An 18,931-nucleotide genomic window follows, 5' to 3' on the forward strand; every position below is an offset into this window, starting at 1 on the left:
ACACTGTCAGCTGAAATGACGCGCTATACGCTAGCCACGTACAATGAGCCATTCGACAGAGCAGGTTTTCCTGCCGCCATCGAATGCCCACACACTGCCAGCGCTTGCCGAGAATTGCCGTGTCGTCCCATGAGTCCCTACCTGCCGTCCATTGCTCTGATTCCGCCAGCGGGAGTCCCCGTCGTGCGCATGACCTCGCCACCTTGATGGCATTGTTCGACGGCCTGTTCGGCGACACCTTCAACACCTTGCTGCGCTGTGATCCCGAAGAGCCACTGTATCTTCCGGCCGGCATGCAGGGGGAAGGCAGGCATGTCCCGGAATCAGAGCTTGGCTATCACCGCATCTATCTGGCACGTGGCTTCTTTTCCAGCGCGCTGCATGAGATCAGCCATTGGTGCATCGCAGGCGCCAGACGGCGGCTCGAGGAAGATTACGGCTACTGGTATGCACCGGATGGCCGCGACGCCGAGCAGCAGCGTGCCTTCGAGAGTGTCGAGGTCGCGCCGCAAGCGCTGGAACTGCTGTTTCACCGGGCGGTGGGCAAGCCGTTTCATGTCAGCGTCGACAATCTTGAGCTGGAGGTGGATCGAGACGCCTTCGCGCAACGTGTGATGCAGCGCGCTGCCGATGTCGAGCAGCGCGGCCTGCCCGCCCGGGCCGCTGCCTTCCGTCACGCACTCGCCGGTGTCTGGCAGCAGGGGATGCCGCTTGAGCAGGCCATCGCCCATGCCAGGCCCCTGTTGCCTGCGGTGGGGGAGGACGGCCGACTGGCGTGATGCCTTGTCTGAGCATGCCAGGCGGCAGTGGCGTCGCCCGCTGGGCTTGCCTCCCGGTACTCACCTCCCTGAGCGGGATTGCATTATCTGCAAATCAGCGTTGCACTCACGTTGCAGGTGTCAGGGCTTTGTGATTAGAATGATTCGCATTGACACAATGGTTCCGCTTTTACTGTCCTGCAGGTCTGCTCATGGCAGTCCTCGTCAGGACAGGACACCTTGAACAGGGGTATTCGATGACTGCTGTATCCATGATTTCTGCATCCTCCGCTCGCAAGCTGTTGTTGAGTGCGCTGGTCGGCGTGACGGCTGTCACGGCCATGCCGGCGCAAGCCCAGGAAGAGGTGAACGTCTACTCCTATCGTCAGGCCTATCTGATCGAGCCGTTCCTCAAGGAGTTCACCGAGGAGACCGGCGTCAAGGTCAACGTGGTATTCGCGAAGCAAGGTCTGGCCGAGCGTCTCAAGCGTGAGGGTCGCAACACGCCGGCTGACGTCCTGCTGACGGTGGATATCGGTCGCCTGCAGGAGCTGGTCGACGAAGAGCTGGTCAAGAGCGTCAATGACGACGTCATCGAAGCCAACCTGCCCGAGCAGTATCACGGTCCTGACAACCAGTGGTTCGGTATCACCACCCGTGCACGCGTGCTCTACACCAGCGTCGAGCGTCTCGAGGCCGGTCAGGTCGCAAGCTATGACGACCTGGCGGACCCGAGCCTCAAGGGCCGTGTCTGTTCGCGTGCCGGTGATCACCCCTACAACGTGGCATTGATCGCCTCGCGTATCGCCCACAACGGCGAGGAAGCGACCCGCGAATGGCTGGAAGGCTTCAAGGACAACCTGGCGCGCAAGCCGCAGGGCGGGGACCGTGACCAGATCAAGGCGATTCGTGACAACGTCTGTGACGTGGCCATCGGCAACAGCTACTACTACGGCAAGATGCTCGACAACGACGAGCAGCGTCCGTGGGCCGAGAAGGCACGCATCGAGTTCCCGGACCAGAACGGTGTCGGCACGCACATGAACATCTCCGGCATGGCGATGACCAAGTACGCGCCGCACGAAGAGAATGCGCTCAAGCTGATGCGCTTCTTGACCGAGAAGACCGCCCAGCACATGTATGCCGAGGTCAATTTCGAGTACCCGGCCAACCCGGCTGCCGAAAGCTCGGAGCTGCTGACGTCCTGGGGCGAGTTCAAGCAGGATGACCTCTCGCTGACCGAGGTCGCCAAATACCGCAAGCGTGCTGCTCAGATGGTCAATGAAGTCGGCTTCAACCAGTAACGGCACTCACCGCTGGCGTAAGCCATCGGGTGGGATGTCATGAACGAAGAGGGGCTGTCGCGATGCGACAGCCCCTCTTCGTTTGAGTGAACAATGTAAAATAGACGCAATTGCAGTTGGCAGGTCAGTGAGGAAGAACAGATGACGCAAGGCAAGCGGCTGTTGGCAAAGCGAGGTGCGAGCCTTGAAGAGGAAGCCTGCACGGCAACCAGCGCGACGGAGCTCGCCCTGGAGCGCGCGACTCACAGCACGTCAGGCGCCGAAGACGCGGCGATAAGGCGCCGTCAGCGGCGCCTGGGCACGCACATGGGGTGGTTCGCGACGGCCTGGGGGGTCGCCGCGCTGGTGGTGATGCCGGTGCTGGCCGTCATCTGGCTGGCGTTGTTCGGCGATGATGGCAGTGATCAGGCCGGTGACGGCATCTGGCCGCACCTCGTCTCCACCGTGCTGCCTGACTACGTCATGACGAGTCTGGCGCTGGTGGCCGGCGTGGCGGTCCTCAGCGGCAGCATGGGCGTAGTGTCGGCGTGGCTGACCACCATGTATCAGTTCCCGCTGCGGCGCACCTTCGAGTGGTCATTGCTGCTGCCGTTCGCGATTCCCGCCAACGTCATCGCCTACATCTACACCGATGTCTTCGAGTATGCCGGGCCTTTCCAGGGCGCGCTGCGTGCGCTGTTCGGCTGGGACTCGCCGCAGGATTACTACTTCCCCGAGATACGCAGTCTGGGCGGCGCCATCCTGATGCTGTCGCTGGTGCTGTTTCCGTATGTCTTCATGCTGGCGCGCTCGGCGTTTCTCGATCAATCACCGTCACTGCGTGATGCCAGCCGCACCCTGGGCTGCAATGGCTGGCAGAGCTTCTGGCGCGTGGCGTTGCCCAGTGCACGCCCGGCGATCGCCGTCGGACTGGCGCTGGCGATGATGGAGGCGCTCAACGACTTCGGCACCGTCGATTACTTTGCGGTGCGTTCGCTGACCGCCGGCATCTTCAATGTGTGGCTCAACATGGGCAGCCTGCGCGGTGCGGCCCAGATCGCGCTGTGCCTGATGATCTTCGTGGTCACGCTGATCTGGCTGGAGCGGCATGCCCGGCGCCGGCAGCGTCAGTTCGGCAAGGGCGATCGCTATCGTCGCTATCGTCGCCCGACCCTGCATGGCTGGCGCGCCGGACTGGCGACACTGGCTTGCCTGCTGCCGCTGCTGTTCGGCTTCCTGTTGCCGGTGGGGCTGCTGACGCGGCATGCCATTCGCTACTTCGAGGAGTCGTGGACGCCGGACTTCGCCGGTTACGCGCTCAATAGCCTGATGCTGTCGGTCAGTGCTGCCGTGTTGACGCTGATCATCGGGGTGCTGCTGGCCTACGCCAAGCGGCTGGATCGCACCGCCAGCGTACAGCAGGCGCTCAAGCTCTCGAGCCTCGGCTATGCCATGCCGGGCGCCGTGCTGGGGCTGGGCGTGCTGGTGCCGCTGTCGGGTTTCGACAATGCGCTGGACAGCTTCCTGCGCGCCAACTTCGGGTTCTCCAGCGGCCTGCTGCTGACGGGGACGATGGGCGCGATCATCATCGCCTATGTGGTGCGCTTCCTCGCCATCGCCGCGGGTTCCATCGAATCGAGTCTCGACAAGGTCACGCCCTCGATGGACATGGCGGCGCGCTCGCTGGGCGAGAACACCTTCTCGACACTGCGCCGGGTGCACCTGCCCTTGATCCGCCCCGGCTTGCTGACCGCGGCGCTGGTGGTGTTCGTCGATGCCATGAAGGAGCTACCGGCCACCTTGCTGCTGCGGCCCTTCAACTTCGACACGCTCGCCACCCACGTCTATCAGTACGCCTCGGATGAAATGCTCGAGCAGGCGGCGTTGCCGGCGCTGGTGATCGTGGTGGTCGGCATCCTGCCGGTGATCGTGATCTCGCGCACCATCGTGGCCTCGCGCAGCGAGTCATGACGACGACAGCGTCGGCATCAGCTTATTGCCAAACGGGAGTTGTTCCTTGTGTGGAGATCGCCTAGGGTGCAGCGCTCGACACTGACAGGACAACGCCGGAGATGGTTCGCACGATGCTCAAGCCTTACGTAGCCAAGATGCGTGGTGGCCCCCTGAAGCGGGGCAGGCCGCATGTTGCCGATGCCCTGTGGTCGTGGCTCGGGGCCTTTCTGGGCATGGCGTTGATCGGCTGGCTGTCCTCGCACTACCTGGCGGTCAGCTCGCTGTTGCTGGTGGGGTCCTTCGGCGCGACCTCGGTGCTGCTCTACGGCGCGCCGCACAGTCCGCTGGCCCAGCCGCGCAATGTACTGGGCGGCAACATGCTGTCGGCACTGGTCGGTGTCGCCTGCTATCACTGGCTGGGCGATGGCTGGCTGGCGGCGGCCATGGCGGTCTCGGTGGCGCTGCTGGTCATGCAGCTGACGCACACCCTGCACCCGCCGGGCGGCGCCACGGCATTGATCGCGGTGATCGGCGGTCAGCCGCTGCACGAGCTGGGCTACTGGTACGCCCTGTTGCCGGTGGGGCTTGGCTGTGCGGCGATGCTGGTGCTGGCGGTGTTGATCAACAATCTGGCGCGTCATCGTCGCTATCCGCTGCACTGGCATTGAGCCCATCGGATGCGCGTTTCTGCAGGCGACGGCGGAAGATGGTAGACTGGGCCATCGCCTGACGCGAGCGACTGGCAGCAGCCGGATGAGGTCCCTCTGACCGACTCTTTCTTCTCTGCGCCTGATACGCCTCGCTCCCTCTCCCGGCACGTGCCCGGCCAGGCGCCATTCCTTAATGATCGACCAGCACGTGGCCGGTCAGCCGAAGAGATATTGATGACTGAGACTACTGCCAATTCCGTCCCGGCGTTTGCCTCCCTGGGGCTGTCCGCTCCTGTCCTGAAAGCGATCGCCGAGATGGGCTATTCCACGCCGTCTCCCGTCCAGGCAGGTGCGATTCCTGCCGTGCTGGAAGGCCGTGATGTGATGGCTGCCGCGCGCACCGGTACCGGCAAGACCGCCGGTTTCGCCCTGCCGCTGGTCGAGCGCCTCTCACAGAGCGCTCCCGCGGGTGCCCGCAAGATCAAGGCCCTGATCGTCACGCCTACGCGTGAACTGGCCGCGCAGATCGACGAGAACGTCACTGCCTATTCCCGTCACCTGAAGCTGCGCAATGCCGTGGTATTCGGTGGCGTGAAGATCAACCCGCAGATCAGCCGCCTGTCCTCTGGCGTCGAGATCCTGACCGCCACGCCGGGCCGTCTGCTGGACCTGCACTCCCAGAAGGCCATCGATTTCTCCGATCTCGAGACGCTGGTGCTGGATGAAGCGGACCGCATGCTGGACATGGGCTTCATCCACGACATCCGCCGTCTGCTCAAGCTGCTGCCGACCAAGCGTCAGACGCTGCTGTTCTCCGCGACCTTCTCCGATGAGATTCGCGGCATGGCCAACAAGCTGCTGAATGACCCGGTGGCGGTGGAAGCCAGCCCGCGCAACACCACGGCCGAGAAGGTCGAGCAGCATATCCACACCGTGGAGAAGAGCCACAAGCCTTCGCTGCTCAAGCACCTGATCATCAAGGAAAACTGGCACCAGGTGCTGGTCTTCACCCGTACCAAGCACGGTGCCAACCGTCTGGCGACCAAGCTCGAGAAGTCCGGCATCAGTGCTGCGGCGATTCACGGCAACAAGAGCCAGAATGCGCGTACCAAGGCACTGGCCGGCTTCAAGAACGGCGAAGTGCGAGTGCTGGTCGCGACGGACATCGCGGCGCGTGGTCTGGATATCGAGCAGCTGCCGCAGGTCGTCAACTACGAACTGCCCAACGTGCCGGAAGACTACGTGCACCGCATCGGACGTACCGGCCGTGCCGGCGCCAGTGGGCGTGCCATCTCGCTGGTCTCCAGCGATGAGCGCAAGGAACTCGGCGGCATCGAGCGTCTGCTCAAGGGCAAGCTCAAGCGCGTCGAAGTGGAAGGTTTCGTGCCGGAAGTCGATGTCGAGCCGGAACGTGAGCCGCGTCAGCCGCGTGGTGGTCAGCGCTCTGGCGGCCAGCGTACTGGCGGCAAGCCTGCCGCTGAAGGCCGTGGCAATGGCGGCCAGCGCTCTGGCGGCCAGCGTTCGGGCGGCGCGCGTTCTGAAGGTCAGCGTTCTGGCGGCCAGCGTACTGGCAGCAAGCCTGCCGGTGAAGGTCGTGGCAATGGCGGCCAGCGTTCTGGTGGCGCGCGTTCGGGCGGCCAGCGCTCTGAAGGTCAACGCACTGGCGGCAAGCCTCAGCAGACCGCACGTGTCGACGATGACAACCGCGGCAACCGTGCACCGGTGCAGCGTGAAGTCGATGGCAATCGCGTCGCGCCGCAGCCGGAAGTGAACGGCAACCGTGCGCCGAACGCGCCGAGCAATGATGAGCGCCCGCGTCGCCGCTCACGTGGTGGTCGCAACCGCTCCAGCGGTGGCAACGGTGGTGGCCGCTCCAACGGCTGAGCCGCGCCGTAGATGCCAAGGCTTGAACACAAACGCCCCGACAACCTTGCGGTTGTCGGGGCGTTTGCGTGTCAGGAGCGAGAGCGTCTGATCAGACGTCTTCTTCCCAGTCGATCTCGTAATCCGGGCCAGTGCCCTGGATGTCCTGCTCGCCACGCACGCCATCACCGCGCAGGCGGGTATGGATGGCCAGCATCACCAGCACCTCGTTGTCCGGACGGAAAGGCTGCAGGCCCTGTTCGAACAGCATGTTGTTGCGCTCGCGCGCCCAGTCACCCGGGGAAAGCTCAGGGTAGAGGCCTTCCGCCGGCGCGAACTCGATGAAGGGGTCCATGTTGTAGGCGTCGAACAGGCGGGCCAGTGCCTGCTCGTCATCCATGACGCCGGTGGTATAGAGCGTGGTCTGGTAGTAGTCCTGCTCCAGCTCCTTGAGCACATCGAGGGGGCTGACGCCGAAGCTGCGCAGGTCGTCCAGGCTGTAGTCGCCCAGCTCCAGCATCTCGCCATCCAGCCATTCGTCATCCGGCTGGATCAGTACATGCTTCATCTGGCCATCGGGCAGCGCCCAGGCGATGGCCAGCGGCAGACTGGAGTCCTCGCCGGTCTCGACGGCGATGAAGGCGGGGAAGTCCCCTGTTTCGGGTTCATATTCGTGCATGGTGATGTCCAGAGCAGGGATGCGTGCAGGGAAAGTCGTTGATGCCGATTACAGGCGGAAGAAGCGTGTGGCAGTGGCGGTGGTGGCCTCTGCGAGTTCTTCCATGTCGATACCGCGCAGCGCCGCGACCTCCGCCATGATCCACACCAGCAGTGAGGGTTCATGACGGCGCCCCTTGAGCTTGGCGGGCAGATTGCGCGGTACCAGATAGGGGCAATCGGTTTCCAGCATCAGGCGTTCGAGGGGAATCTCGCGGCACAGGCTGCGCAGGTGTTCGCCTCGGCGCTCATCACACAGCCAGCCGGTCAGGCCGATGTGCAGGTCGAGATCGAGATAGCCGTAGAGCGTCTCACGCTCACCGGTGAAACAGTGCACGACGGCGTGACTGATATCGTCGCGCCAGTGCTTGAGCATCTCGAGCATCTGGCGACCGGCGTCACGTTCATGCAGAAACAGCGGCAGGCCTGTCTCGGCGGCCAGCGTCAGCTGCGCTTCGAACGCTCGGGCCTGTTCGGCGGGCGTCGAGAAGTTGCGATTGAAGTCGAGGCCACATTCCCCCACCGCGACGACCTCCGGCTGCGCCAGTAGCTCGCGGATGCCGCGTTCGACGCCATCGTTCCACTGGCTGGCATCATGCGGATGCACACCGGCGGTGGCAGAAAGGCCACGATAGCGTGCCGCCAGCGCCTGGGCCTCACGCGAGCCATCCAGGCTGGTGCCGGTCAGGATCTGCTGGCTGACGCCCGCCGCGCGTGCTCGCAGCAAGGTGCCCTCGATGTCGCGCGCGTAGCTCTCATGCGTCAGGTTGACGCCGATGTCGACCAGCGCAGAGGGGCTGGCGAAACGCAGCTCCGGTGCCAGCAGCGTCAGCGCGGCCGCGATATCGGCCTCGCCGAGTTCAAGGTCGTCACACAAGGCGGCAAGCGTCTCGTCGGACAGCCGCTCGCTATCATAGTAAGGCAGGGAGGCAGGATCGGCATGCGGGGGAAGCGCGGACATCGGACACCCTTGGGATCGCGGTGAGGGAGAAGACACGTGACAGCGCAAGGCCGGGCGACAGCCCGTCGGCCTGGCACTCGATAGCGCTGCATGCCAGGCGGGCCTTGGCAGTGCAGGGCACGTGACGTGATTTCAAGCGGTCGGCCATTCTACCCAAGGCGCCTGCGTCTTTCAGCCCTTGCGGCGTCTTCCATCGCCTGCACGCTGCGCCTCGGGTAGAATGGCAGCATTCTCCGGCGCGCGTCGCTGGCGGCGGCCTGTCCGCCTGACTCCCACTTCCTCCGTGGCCTTCCCGGCCGTGGACCCGTCACGAGTTGCTGCTGCACATGGCATTGTTACGACTGGAAAATCTTCAGCTGGCCTATGGCCATCACGTCTTGCTCAACGGGGCGGACCTTGTCGTCGAGCGCGGCGAGCGTCTGGCGCTCGTCGGCCGCAACGGCACCGGCAAGTCGACCCTGCTCAAGCTGATCACCGGCGAATTCCAGGCAGATGCCGGTGAGCTGTGGAAGGCGCCGGGCCTCAAGATCGGCGTGCTCTCGCAGGACCTGCCGGCCGCCGAAGGACGCACCATCTTCGATATCGTCGCTGAAGGCCTGCCGAAGGCGGGCGCGCTGCTGGCGGAGTACCATCACCTGATCAGCGATCCCGAGCCGGACCTCAAGCGTCTCGAGCACGTGCAGGTCGCGCTGGAAAGCGTCGATGGCTGGCAGTTCCAGCAGCGTATCGATACCGTGCTGACCCGCCTGGGCCTGCCGGAAGACACCATGATGGAAGACCTGTCCGGCGGCTGGCGTCGTCGTGTCGCGCTGGCGCGTGCGCTGGTGTCCGACCCGGACCTGCTGCTGCTCGATGAGCCGACCAACCATCTGGATCTCGATACCATCGCCTGGCTGGAAGAGCAGGTCGCGGCCTTCTCCGGCGCCGTGCTGTTCATCACCCACGACAGGGCCTTCCTGAAGCGCCTCGCGACCCAGATTCTGGAGCTGGACCGTGGCCGTCTCGGGCGTTACCCGGGCGATTACGCGGCCTACCAGGCCCAGAAGCAGCACGAGATGGATGTCGAGGCCAAGGAGAACTCCGAGTTCGACAAGAAACTGGCCCAGGAAGAGACCTGGATCCGCCAGGGGGTCAAGGCGCGTCGTACCCGCAATGAAGGCCGTGTGCGTGCGCTGGAGAAGATGCGTGCCGAGCGTGGCCAGCGGCGTGAAGTGCAGGGCCGTGCGCGTATCGCCGTCGACTCCGCCGAGCGCAGCGGCAAGCGGGTGGTGGAGCTGGAGAACGTCAGCTATCGCTACGACGAGGCGCAGGAGCAGTGGGTCATCCGTGACTTGAGCGTCGAGATCCAGCGCGGCGACAAGGTCGGCCTGCTCGGGCGCAACGGCGCGGGCAAGACCACGCTGCTACACATTCTGCTCGGTCAGCTGGAAGCCAGCGAAGGCAAGCGCATCGAAGGCACCAAGCTGCAGATCGCCTACTTCGATCAGCTGCGCAAGGGCCTCGACATGGAAGCCACCGTCTACGACAACGTGGCGCGCGGCAGCGACCGTGTCACGGTTGGCGGGCGTGACATGCACGTGATGAGCTACCTGCAGAACTTCCTGTTCACGCCGGACCGCGCGCGTCAGCCGGTTCGCTCCCTGTCAGGGGGCGAGTCCAACCGTCTGCTGCTGGCGCGTCTGTTCACCATGCCGGCCAACGTGCTGGTGCTCGATGAGCCGACCAACGACCTGGATGTCGAGACGCTGGAGCTGCTCGAGGAGCTGTTGCTCGACTTCGACGGCACCGTGCTGCTGGTCTCCCACGACCGTGCCTTCATGGACAACGTGGTCACCAACATCCTCGCCTTCGAGGGCGACGGGGTCGTCAAGCCGTATGTCGGGGGCTACAGCGACTGGATACGTCAGGGCGGCCATCTGCCGCCGGCACCGTGGGAAGTCGAGCGTGAGCGTGAGGAAAAGCACCGTCGTGATGCCCAGGCAGAAGACGAGCGCCGCAAGCGTGAGGCCGCCCAGGCGCAGCAGGCCAACAAGAAGGTCAAGCTGCCCTACAAGTTCCAGCGCGAGCTGGACCTGATTCCGGCGACCATCGAGAAGCTGGAAGCGGAGATCGCGACGCTGGAAGCCGAGATCGCGGCGCCGGAGTTCTACACCGGGGATGCCAAGACGGTGAAGAACACGCTGGAGAAGCTCAGCCACAAGCAGCAGGTGCTGGAAGAGACGATGGAGCGCTGGATGGAGCTTGAGGCCATGCAGGAAGGCTGAAGCCGCAAGTGACGGTCATGAGTGACGATGCTTGAGGGCCGTGCGGCGCAGAAAGCCCCTCAGCTGAACACACAAGAGGGCTGCCCATGGGCAGCCCTCTTGTCGTCCCTCACATGTCATCGACGTGAGGTGTCGTCTGGCATGAGGTGTCGTCTAGCCGGCCGCCATCATTCCTCGCTGTCATCCGCGCCGACGCGCACCGCCAGCACGTCACACTGGGCACCGTGCAGGACACCCGTGGAGGTGGAGCCCAGCAGCAGCGCAAAGCCATGTCGACCATGCGAGCCGACCACGATCAGGTCCACGTCGTGTTCGGCCGCGAAGCGATGAATCTCGCTGTCCGGCATGCCGACCACCACGTACTGGTCTTCGGCGGCGATATCATGAGGGGAGGCGATCTCGCCAAGCCGTTCACGGGCGTGGGAATCCAGCTGGTCCTGGATGCTGGTCAGATCCATCGGGATATCACCGCCATAGGCAAAACCCAGCGGTTCCAGCGTATGGATGATGGAAATCTTGGCGCCGTTGCGCTTGGCGATCGGCAGTGCCCGCTCCAGCACCAGATGGGAATCCTTGGTCAGGTCGACAGCGACCAGTACATGCTTGTATTCGTTGCTCATCCTGAGGTCCTCCCGCAGAGGTTGGCCATTCGAGTGGCGTCGTGCACCTGCTTCCATGCTAGGCTTGCCGCCCCCTTGAACACAATGACTTACATCAACGTAATGGCAGTGCGTGAGACGCAACACTGCGGGGCTGCATAGCCTATCCTGCGCTTTCACGCCACGTCCTGCTTGATGAAACCCTTGAATAGACAACCGTTGGATAGACGATGACGACTGCGCTGATCATCATTTTTGTCGTGCTGGCGATGCTGTCGCCGCTGACCTGGCTACGCCCCAGCAAACGCGAGACGCGCACTTCACTGGTCCGCAAGGCGGTGATCGCCGATGGCATGCGGGTGGACCTCAAGGCGCCGGCGCTTTCTGACGCGCCCAAGGGCATCGTCGGTTACCGCCGTCCCTGGCCGACCGAGCGCGATGTCACGCCCTTCATTCTGGTGCAGGATGAATGGGCCAGTGATGCCCTGCGTGAGGCGGTGCCGGGCTATCGCTGGCGCGAAGAGAGCCGCCTGGCGGATGATCCGGACGTTGCCGCGGCGCTGCTGCGCTTCACGCGCACGCTGCCGGAGGATGCCCTGATGCTGGAGTCGTCGCTCTCCGGCCTGACGCTGTGGTGGGGCGAGAGTCTGGATGTGGAGAACTGCCACGACTGGCGGCGCGAATTCGAGGCCTTGCATGCGCTGTTGATCGACAAGGCGCCTATCTCGCACAAGCGTCGTCCGCTGGTGGGCACCGAGCCGAAGATGCCGGACGCCTGACACGCGCAGCCTTCCTGCCCGCAGAAAAAAGCCCCCATCGAGTCACTCGATGTGGGCTTTTTCATGTTCCGCTTGCGCTCATGTCCTGCTGGCGCGGCCGGCCATTTCCGGTCGGGGTGTAGTCTCAGGCGCTCTCCGGCACCTTCTCGGAGATTTCCAGGCCATTGCGCTCCATGACGCGCAGGCATTCACAGAATTGATCGACCTGCGCCTCGCTCAGGCCCTCGAGCATCTCGATGCGAGTCTGCTCGGCGATGGCATCGATCTTCTCGATCAGTGGCAGCGCCTTGCGGGTCAGGAAGATGCGCTTGGTGCGGCGGTCTTCCTCACAGGCACGGCGCTCGACCAGGCCCTGTTCGGTCAGTTGGTCCAGGGTGCGAACCAGCGACGGGGCTTCGATACCGATGGAGCGAGCCAGATCACATTGGGGCTGACCATCGCCCATGCGCCACAGGTGTACCAGCGTCATCCAGCGAGTCTGGGTCAGCCCTAGTGGGGACAGTCGCTGGTCCAGAATGGCGCGCCACAGGCGCGGCAGGCGGGAAAGCTTGAGTCCGATATCTTCATGCATGGATAGGTCGTCCGCTGAGTGCAAATGTGAAGGGGCTTTTGTCATTGGCGCGCGTCCAGTATCACTCAAACCTGTATGAGACTGATTCCTTGCGCGCGCCGCCCTTCACATCAGCATGCTAGGCAGTCTGGATAATTACAAGCCTGCGAACGAATTTTACGTCCAAGGTCGAGTAACTCAGCGTTCCCGCTTGCGGAGTGGCTCATGATGGCGACTGTCACAAACCCGGAATCAGGTTGGTGATACGCCAGCCGGGGATGCCGGGCGGCTGGCTGATGGTGCTGTCGGCCAGGGTCGCCTGCTGCGGATCATCGCTGACCACGAAGCGCAGACTGCCGATGCGCTGTCCGTTCATCGTCTCGACATCGATGCGCCACTCGCCCTCGCTGCCCTGCGGGAAGGCCGTCTTGTGCGTCCAGGCGCGGTAGCCTTCGCTGCGCCCGCCGTTGATGTTCAGGGCGATGCGATCGACGACTTCGCCGTCATGACGCCAGACGTGATAGACCTTCTCCGACAGGCCGCGCGGCGCGCGGATGGCCGTGAAGGCGTAGAGACCACGGGCGGAGAGTTGCGCAGGTGTCAGCTGCATCTCGCCACGCGGTGCGCGCGCCGCGGTATCGAAGTCCGGCGACAGGCTGCTGGCATTGATCCACAGCGTGGCGGGCGGAATCCAGGCGCGTGCCCCCCATGCGCCTACCCCGAGCATCACGCTGATGCCGATCATCGCCAGACCGCCGACCACCCCACGCGCGATGCGCAGGTTGGCAACGCTGGGCAGCGCGAACAGGCTCATGGCGGCACAGGCGGCCAGCAGGCTCTCGCCCGTGGTCAGCTCCAGCAGCAGAGGCAGGGTGACCAGTACCACCACGAACACGCACAGGGCGTGGAAGCCGAAGTACAGCCAGCGATGGCGCTCGGCCAGCCGGTAGTAGAAGGGATCGAGAATCGACAGCAGGGTCGCGCCGCACAGCAGCAGCGTGAAGCCCGCCTGGCCGCTGGCCCAGTCGGTGGTCGCCAGGAAGAACGGCAAGGTGAAACACAGTGTCTCCTGCTGGATCAGCTGGGCCACGAAAGTCGCCAGCTTGCGGGGCAGGGCATTCTGGCCGCGATGGCGGCGCAGACGGCTCCACAGGCCTTCGGCGATCAGGATCAACCAGGCCAGCATCATGCCCAGCGCCAGCATGCCGCCCAGCCATTGCTGACGATTGACGAGGAAGAAACTGCAGATGCCGGCGGCGAAGCCGATGGGCGGCCATAGCCAGTGCCAGCGCTTGGTGCGTTCGACAAGGCCGGTCAGGCGCAGATACAGGGCGGTGAGAGTGCTGCTCATGAAAGCATGATATCGATGAGGCCTTTGAAAGCCTGCTGGCGCGCGAGGAGGTGTCGCGGCCAGCCTGCGGGTTGGGAAAGCGTTCAGGGTAACGCGGCTGCCTTGTGCGGTGTAGCGTCGATCTTTGCCTACATCGGCTGTCGATGGCCTGCGCCAGTCAGCCCGGACCAGTATACAGATGGCCCGTGACCCCCGACCTTTCGCTAATGTCCGCAGGCTTGATCTTTGCCCGTCACTGGCCCAAGCTGGCTGTATTCAAACGCTTGTATGAAGCGCTGTGATGAGAGATGACTCTCGCGCGGTGCCTCTGCCAGCGGCGAGTCCGGCGAGGCCGGTTGCCAGCGCCCTCATGACCAACGCCAAATGGCAGTGACCCTCGAGCGCCGGGCAGCCCCTTCACCTCTTTCTCTTGTGGAGATCCGTGGATGATCTATTCAGGCAAAACGCTAACCGTCGAGGCCAATCAGGACGCCATCGCCCTGTTGACCCTCGATCTTGAAGGCGAATCGGTCAACAAGCTGGCCAGCTACGTACTCAAGGAGCTGGGAGAGGCGGTCGAGGCCATCAAGGCGACGGCCGATCTCAAGGGGCTGGTCATCCGCTCCGCCAAGGAAGCGTTCGTGGTCGGAGCCGATATCACCGAGTTCCATCAGATGTTCGAGAAGGATGAAGCCTTCCTCATCGACATGAACATGAACATCCATGGCATCTTCAATGCCATCGAGGACCTGCCGTTCCCCACCGTCACTGCCATCAATGGGCTGGCGCTGGGCGGTGGCTGCGAGATCACCCTGACCACCGATTTCCGGGTCATGGCCGACAGCGCCAAGATCGGCCTGCCGGAAACCAAGCTCGGTATCATCCCCGGCTGGGCGGGCTGTGTACGACTGCCGCGCCTGATCGGGGCGGACAACGCCATCGAGTGGATCTGTGGTGGCACCGAGAACCGTGCCGACAAGGCGCTGGCAGTGGGCGCCGTCGATGCCGTCCTGCCCGTGGCCGAGCTGGACGCGGCGGCACTCGATATTCTGGCGCGTGCCAATGCCGGTGAGCTGGACTATCAGGCGCGTCGTCTCGAGAAGACCTCGCCGCTCAAGCTCAATGCCATCGAGCAGATGATGGCCTTCGAGACCGCCAAGGGCTTCGTGGCCGGCAAGGCCGGTCCGCACTATCCGGCGCCGGTGGAGGCCATCAAGGTCATCCAGAAGGGCGCGGGGGAATCGCGTGAGCGTGCCCAGGCCATCGAGGCCAAGACCTTCGCCAGGATGGCGCTGACCGACGTGGCCTTCAATCTGGTCGGCCTGTTCATGAACGATCAGGTGGTCAAGAAGAAGGCCAAGGGCTACGAGAAGCAGGCCGGTGAGATCAAGCAGGCCGCCGTGCTGGGGGCCGGCATCATGGGCGGCGGCATCGCCTATCAGAGCGCCAGCAAGGGTACGCCGATCCTGATGAAGGACATCAACGGCGAGGCCATCGAACTGGGCCTCAAGGAAGCACGCAAGCTGTTCGGCAAGGGCGTCGAGCGCGGCAAGCTGACCACCGAGAAGATGGCGCAGGGCCTGTCCAACATTCGCCCGACGCTGTCCTACGGTGACTTCGGCAATGTGGACCTGGTCGTCGAGGCGGTGGTCGAGAATCCCAAGGTCAAGGCCTCGGTGCTGGCCGAGCTCGAGGGCAACGTCGCCGAGGACGCCATCCTGACCTCCAACACCTCGACCATCTCCATCACGCGGCTGGCCGAGTCGCTCAAGCGTCCCGAGAACTTCTGTGGCATGCACTTCTTCAACCCGGTGCACCGCATGCCGCTGGTCGAGGTCATCCGTGGCGAGAAGTCCAGCGATGCGGCCATCGCCGCGACCGTCGCCTATGCCCGCCAGATGGGCAAGACGCCGATCGTCGTCAACGACTGCCCGGGCTTTCTGGTCAACCGCGTGCTGTTCCCCTACTTCGGTGGCTTCAGCCTGCTGGTCGAGAAGGGCGCCGACTATCAGCGCGTCGACAAGGTGATGGAGAAGTTCGGCTGGCCGATGGGCCCGGCCTACCTGCTGGATGTGGTCGGCATGGATACCGCGGTGCACGCCAATGCCGTGATGGCGGAAGGCTTCCCGGACCGCATGGCGCGAGACGGCAAGACCGCCATCCAGGTGATGTACGACAACAAGCGCCTCGGCCAGAAGAATGATCTGGGCTTCTACCGCTACGAGGAAGACCGCAAGGGCAAGCCGAAGAAGCTGGCGGATGATGAAGCTCAGGCACTGGTGGCCCAGGTCGTCAGCGAGACGCGCGAGTTCTCCGATGAAGATATCATCGCGCGCATGATGGTGCCGCTGTGCATGGAAACCATCCGCTGCCTGGAAGACGACATCGTCGGCAGCCCGGCCGAGGCCGATATGGCCTTGATCTACGGCATCGGTTTCCCGCCGTTCCGTGGTGGTGCGCTGCGCTATGTCGATGCCATGGGCGTGGCCGAGTTCGTCGCGCTGGCCGACAGCCTGGCCGATGAGCTGGGGCCGCTGTATCGCCCGACCGAGGCGCTGCGCGAGCGCGCCAAGCGTGGCGAAGCCTTCTACTCCTGAGCCTTTGATGGCTGAGCGCCCGAGTGGCCGCCAGCACTATCCGACCAGAATTTTCGGCTCTCGCGACAGCGAGGGCCATGAGGGAGCCAGACAATGAATCTGAATCCGAGAGATGTGGTAATCGTCGATGGCGTGCGTACCGCCATGGCCAAGGCCAAGAATGGCGCCTTCCGACACGTGCGCGCCGAGAATCTGTCCGCCGCGGTGATGCAGGCGCTGTTCGATCGCAATCCCGGCCTGGTGCCGGCCGAGGTCGACGACATCATCTGGGGCTGCGTCAACCAGACCCTGGAGCAGTCCATGAACATCGCGCGCAATGCCGCCATCATGACCGGCATTCCGCGTACCGTGCCGGCGCAGACGGTCAACCGCCTGTGTGGTTCCTCGATGAGCGCCCTGCATATCGCTACCGCCAACATCAAGGCCGGCATGGGCGATTTCTATATCATCGGCGGTGTCGAGCACATGGAGCACGTGCCGATGGCACACGGGGTCGACGTCAACCCGGCGGCCAGCAAGCATGCGGCCAAGGCGGCTATGATGATGGGCCTGACCGCGGAACTGCTCGGCAAGATGCATGGCGTGAGTCGTGAGCAGCAGGATGAGTTCGGCGTGCGCTCTCATCAGCGTGCCCAGGCCGCCGCCGATGAAGGTCGCTTCGATGACGAGATCATCGGCGTCGAGGGCCATGATGCCGAGGGGCGTCGCGTGATGGTGACCCGCGATGAGGTCATCCGTGGCGATGCCAGCATGGAATCCATGGGCAACCTCAAGCCGGTGTTCGATCCCAAGGGCGGCAGCGTGACGGCGGGCACCTCTTCCGCGCTGTCGGTGGGCGCCTCGGGCATGGCGGTGATGAGTGCCGAGCGCGCCGAAGCGCTGGGCCTCAAGCCCATCGCTCGTGTGCTGTCCACTGGTGTGGCGGGCTGTGACGCCTCCATCATGGGTTACGGGCCGGTGCCGGCCTCCAAGCAGGCGCTCAAGGCGGCAGGCCTGACCATCGAGGACATTCAGACCGTCGAACTCAATGAGGCCTTCGCGGCGCAGTCGATTCCGGTACTCAAGGATCTTGGCCTCCTGGAGCGTGTCGATACGGCGGTCAACCTCAACGGCGGCGCGATCGCGCTGGGCCACCCGCTGGGTTGCTCCGGTTCGCGTATCTGCACCACGTTGCTCAACGTCATGAAGCAGCAGAACACGCGCCTGGGCCTGGCGACCATGTGCATCGGCATGGGCCAGGGCGTCGCGACCGTGTTCGAGCGCCTCGACTGAACGTCAGCGTCTTCGGTCAGCGATCAGGCCTCGCCTGATACCTCAAGCGGCATGTCTTCGGACATGCCGCTTTTTCGTCGGCAGGCTTTTGTCTGGAAACGAGAGGGGCGGCGCAGTATCGTGGCAGTGGGCGATCGAGCGTGACGTCGCCCCGGGCTTGATGATTGAGGTTACGCGAGGGAGTCGCATCGATGGACTGGAATCATGTCGAGCAGGATCTGCCGCGCGCCACGCCGCCCAGACCCTTGCCACACCCCCTGACCTTCCGGTTGCCGGCGGGCAGTATTGATTGTCACCTTCACCTGTTTGGTGACCCGGTGCGTTACCCATTGGCGGCGGACAGAACCTATGACCCGGCCCCCGTGGGGCTCAATGAAGCACTCGAGATGCATCATGCATTGGGCGCCAGCCATGGCGTGCTGATACAGCCCAGTGTCTATGGCTATGACAATCGCCTGCTGTGCGACAGCCTGCAGAGCTGTCGTGAGCGTGGGCTGGATTACCGTGGCGTGGCGGTTGTCACGCCCGACATCAGTGATGCCGAGCTAGAGCGGCTCTCCGAGCTTGGAGTCTGTGGTGTTCGCCTCAACCTGATCTTCGCCGGCGGGTTGCGCTGGCGTGATGTGGTGCTGCTGGCGGATCGCCTGGCACGCTTCAAGTGGCACCTGGAATGTCTGATCGATGTCTCGACCTTCCGTGACATGGAAGCGCGCCTCGGCAGCTTGCCGGTGCCGGTGGTGATCGACCACATGGGACATCTGGCAGCCACGCGTGGCCCTGAATGCCCCGGCTTTGCCGCGCTGTGTCGACTGCTCAAGCAGGGGCGCACCTGGGTCAAGCTGTCGGCGCCTTACCGACTGACCACGCGTGGTCGTTTGCCTTACTCCGATGTCACGGCGCTGGTGCGGGCGCTGGTGGCGGCCAATCCGGAGCGCGTCGTGTGGGGCAGTGACTGGCCGCATCCCTATATCGGCGTCGAGATGCCGGAAGAGGACACCCTGGCCGAGCTGATGCAGCGCTGGTTGCCGGAGCGCGAGATGCGCGAGAAGATCTTCCGAGACAACCCGCGCAAGCTTTATGGCTACAAGGCGTTCGTGAAGTCCAAGGCGGATGCGGCGCACTGAGCGAAGAGTTGCCACGCTTGCAGGGCGCAGTTGAGTGACGCGGCATCACTTGTATAAGCCGAAAAGCCGCATAAGGCACAGAAGCCGAATGACAAGACGCCCCCATCAGCCTGCTGGTGGGGGCGTCTTGATGATAGGCGAGGAGAGCTGAAGAGAAAGACAAGCGAGGAGCAGGGGAGCAAGACAAGCGAGGAGCTGGGGAGAAAGACAAGCAAGGAGAGATGTGGCGCG

Annotated in this window: 14 protein-coding genes and 1 pseudogene; 10 read left to right on the forward strand and 5 right to left on the reverse strand. The window is 63.9% G+C overall.

Features of this window, described 5'->3' with window-relative positions:
* Positions 1-206: 206 nt before the first annotated feature.
* The 5 genes and pseudogenes from H2O77_RS02905 to H2O77_RS02925 form a co-directional block, all read left to right on the forward strand.
* Positions 207-779 carry an elongation factor P hydroxylase gene (locus H2O77_RS02905; protein ID WP_107335481.1) on the forward strand — a complete coding sequence of 191 codons (573 nt, stop codon included), beginning with the start codon at positions 207-209 and terminating at the stop codon, positions 777-779.
* A gap of 236 nt (positions 780-1,015) precedes the next feature.
* Complete coding sequence (locus tag H2O77_RS02910; protein ID WP_225347558.1) at positions 1,016-2,062, forward strand: Fe(3+) ABC transporter substrate-binding protein; 1,047 nt, start codon at positions 1,016-1,018, stop codon at positions 2,060-2,062.
* Between the two features lie 141 nt (positions 2,063-2,203).
* Complete coding sequence (locus H2O77_RS02915; protein WP_240548692.1) at positions 2,204-4,012, forward strand: iron ABC transporter permease; 1,809 nt, start codon at positions 2,204-2,206, stop codon at positions 4,010-4,012.
* 113 nt (positions 4,013-4,125) lie between these two features.
* Positions 4,126-4,662, forward strand: coding sequence for an HPP family protein (locus H2O77_RS02920; protein ID WP_166019098.1), 537 nt, complete (start codon positions 4,126-4,128; stop codon positions 4,660-4,662).
* 216 nt (positions 4,663-4,878) lie between these two features.
* Positions 4,879-6,036 (forward strand): annotated as a pseudogene (locus H2O77_RS02925) (DEAD/DEAH box helicase); the annotation flags it as partial.
* 583 nt (positions 6,037-6,619) lie between these two features.
* Here the strand turns inward: H2O77_RS02925 and H2O77_RS02930 are convergent.
* A complete protein-coding gene (locus H2O77_RS02930) occupies positions 6,620-7,186 on the reverse strand; it encodes a hypothetical protein (protein ID WP_240548693.1) in 567 nt (188 codons plus the stop codon).
* 48 nt (positions 7,187-7,234) lie between these two features.
* A complete protein-coding gene (locus H2O77_RS02935; RefSeq protein WP_215823871.1) occupies positions 7,235-8,185 on the reverse strand; it encodes a TatD family hydrolase in 951 nt (316 codons plus the stop codon).
* A gap of 326 nt (positions 8,186-8,511) precedes the next feature.
* Here H2O77_RS02935 and H2O77_RS02940 point away from each other — a divergent pair, with 326 nt between their 5' ends.
* Positions 8,512-10,449: an ATP-binding cassette domain-containing protein gene (locus H2O77_RS02940; protein WP_215823872.1), complete on the forward strand. Its 1,938-nt coding sequence runs from the start codon at positions 8,512-8,514 to the stop codon at positions 10,447-10,449.
* A gap of 167 nt (positions 10,450-10,616) precedes the next feature.
* Here H2O77_RS02940 and H2O77_RS02945 read toward each other — a convergent pair whose 3' ends face one another.
* Positions 10,617-11,069, reverse strand: coding sequence for a universal stress protein (locus H2O77_RS02945; RefSeq protein ID WP_043335309.1), 453 nt, complete (start codon positions 11,067-11,069; stop codon positions 10,617-10,619).
* A gap of 209 nt (positions 11,070-11,278) precedes the next feature.
* Between H2O77_RS02945 and H2O77_RS02950 the strand changes: the two genes are divergently transcribed.
* Positions 11,279-11,827, forward strand: a complete 549-nt coding sequence (locus H2O77_RS02950) for a preprotein translocase subunit YajC (RefSeq protein ID WP_215823873.1) — start codon at positions 11,279-11,281, stop codon at positions 11,825-11,827.
* Between the two features lie 124 nt (positions 11,828-11,951).
* Here the strand turns inward: H2O77_RS02950 and slyA are convergent, their stop codons facing one another.
* Positions 11,952-12,398 (reverse strand): transcriptional regulator SlyA, encoded by a 447-nt coding sequence (slyA, locus tag H2O77_RS02955; protein WP_043335305.1) that lies wholly within the window; start codon positions 12,396-12,398, stop codon positions 11,952-11,954.
* Positions 12,399-12,615: 217 nt separating this feature from the next.
* A complete protein-coding gene (locus H2O77_RS02960) occupies positions 12,616-13,728 on the reverse strand; it encodes a DUF5924 family protein (RefSeq protein ID WP_043335301.1) in 1,113 nt (370 codons plus the stop codon).
* Positions 13,729-14,153: 425 nt separating this feature from the next.
* Here H2O77_RS02960 and fadB point away from each other — a divergent pair, with 425 nt between their 5' ends.
* The 3 genes from fadB (at position 14,154) to H2O77_RS02975 (ending at position 18,700) form a co-directional block, all read left to right on the forward strand.
* Positions 14,154-16,304, forward strand: coding sequence for a fatty acid oxidation complex subunit alpha FadB (gene fadB, locus H2O77_RS02965; protein WP_215823874.1), 2,151 nt, complete (start codon positions 14,154-14,156; stop codon positions 16,302-16,304).
* Positions 16,305-16,397: 93 nt separating this feature from the next.
* On the forward strand, positions 16,398-17,576 hold the full coding sequence (gene fadA, locus H2O77_RS02970) for an acetyl-CoA C-acyltransferase FadA (protein WP_043335293.1): 1,179 nt from the start codon (positions 16,398-16,400) through the stop codon (positions 17,574-17,576).
* 191 nt (positions 17,577-17,767) lie between these two features.
* Positions 17,768-18,700, forward strand: coding sequence for an amidohydrolase family protein (locus tag H2O77_RS02975; protein ID WP_107335475.1), 933 nt, complete (start codon positions 17,768-17,770; stop codon positions 18,698-18,700).
* The last annotated feature ends 231 nt before the right edge of the window (positions 18,701-18,931 follow it).

This window comes from Cobetia sp. 4B (assembly GCF_018831605.1).
In the GTDB taxonomy this organism is placed as follows: domain Bacteria; phylum Pseudomonadota; class Gammaproteobacteria; order Pseudomonadales; family Halomonadaceae; genus Cobetia; species Cobetia amphilecti.